2 protein-coding genes are annotated in these 1,591 nt (G+C 38.0%); both read left to right on the plus strand.

Annotation, left to right across the window (positions count from 1 at the left end; translation table 11 throughout):
- Positions 1-2 precede the first annotated feature (2 nt).
- Positions 3-773: an N-acetylmuramoyl-L-alanine amidase gene (locus tag E1176_RS01255; RefSeq protein ID WP_185152526.1), complete on the plus strand. Its 771-nt coding sequence runs from the start codon at positions 3-5 to the stop codon at positions 771-773.
- A 10-nt stretch (positions 774-783) separates the two neighbouring features.
- On the plus strand, positions 784-1,591 hold an 808-nt coding region (locus tag E1176_RS01260), incomplete at its 3' end, for an MlaD family protein (RefSeq protein ID WP_155208771.1).

Here is a 1,591-nt window from a genome sequence, read left to right on the forward strand (position 1 = left end):
TCATAGCAATAACCTTGCTAACTTCTTCATCCACTATAAGAAAGTCCGAATTTCATGTTAGAACCGTTGTTATCGATGCTGGTCATGGAGGGAAGGACTCGGGTACTGTAGGAAGCTACTCGATGGAAAAAGATATAGCTTTAAAGGTTGCTATGAAATTGGGAGGATATATAAAGGAATTCTTACCAGATGTTAAAGTAATTTATACCCGGACTACCGATGATTTTGTTGAACTTCATGAAAGAGCCAACATAGCTAATAAAAATGAGGCCGATGTCTTCATTTCTATTCATGCCAACTCATTGCCAAGAGATATAAGCGATGCCAGAAGGAATGCTGTCTATGGTACAGAAACTTATGTGATGGGCGCTCAAAATTCAGGTCGAAATTTTGAAGTAGCAAAAAGAGAAAATTCTGTAATATTAATGGAGGAGGACTATGAAAAAACTTATGATTTCGATCCTAAATCCCCCGAATCCTACATATTATTTTCTCTTACTCAGTCTGCTTTTCAGGATAAGAGCATAGCCTTGGCCACCAAAATTCAAGACCAGTTTAAACATAGAGCTGGTCGCAGGAGTTTAGGTGTCAAACAGTCAAGTCTTTTAGTTTTATGGAGTACCGCCATGCCTAGTGTTTTAGTAGAAATTGGTTATCTTTCGAACCCCAAAGAAGAGCGGGAATTAAATGATGGTTCCATACAAGGCAATATAGCCTCAGGTATATTTAGAGCCTTCAGAGATTATAAAGCTGACATTGAGTCTTTAAACTAAAAAACAGTTTGTGAGAATATCTAAGGAGTTAAAGGTAGGTTTATTTATGGTGGTCACGATTTCAGTGCTCTACCTCGGTTTCAACTACCTAAAAGGCATAGATTTTTTTTCTAGCAATGATAAATATTTTGCCATTTATGAAAATGTAGATGGTCTTAATGCTTCCAATCCTGTTTACATAAATGGTTTTGCTGTCGGACGTGTAAGTCAAATTAGACTCTTACAGCGCAATAGTGGTAAAATACTGGTAGAAATTGACATTAGCGGAGATGTGATAATCGGAGATTCTGCCGTAGCTACGCTCAACAGCGATTTCTTAGGTAATAAGTCTATTCTATTATATCCGGGCAACATTCAAAAACCGCTTACCCCGGGTGATACCATTTTGGCCCGACTGGATAAAGGGATTGCGGATATTTTAGCTGAAAGTGCGCAACCGGTGGCAAATAACCTTGAGGCCACTATCAAAAAGATAAATACTATCCTGGATAATCTTAATGGCAATAGTGAGAAAATCAACCGTATGATGGATAGTTTTGAGAAAACACCAGTGCTACTTAATTCTACTATTGTAAAGACAAGAAGAAACCTTGATGAACTTACTGCCACTTACACCACAGTAGGGGGTGAACTAAATAAGACTTTAGCTCAAACCAGGCCTGTACTTAGCAACCTCAACCAATTTACAGATTCGCTCAAGAGGTTGGAACTCCAAAAAACACTCAATGAAGTAAATAAAGCTGTGGCTAGTCTAAATTCTGCCATAGAAAGTTTCTCTACAAGCGATGGTACACTAGGAAAGCTATTAAATGAAGATT

Source organism: Fulvivirga aurantia (assembly GCF_009711475.1).
GTDB classification, from domain to species: domain Bacteria; phylum Bacteroidota; class Bacteroidia; order Cytophagales; family Cyclobacteriaceae; genus Fulvivirga; species Fulvivirga aurantia.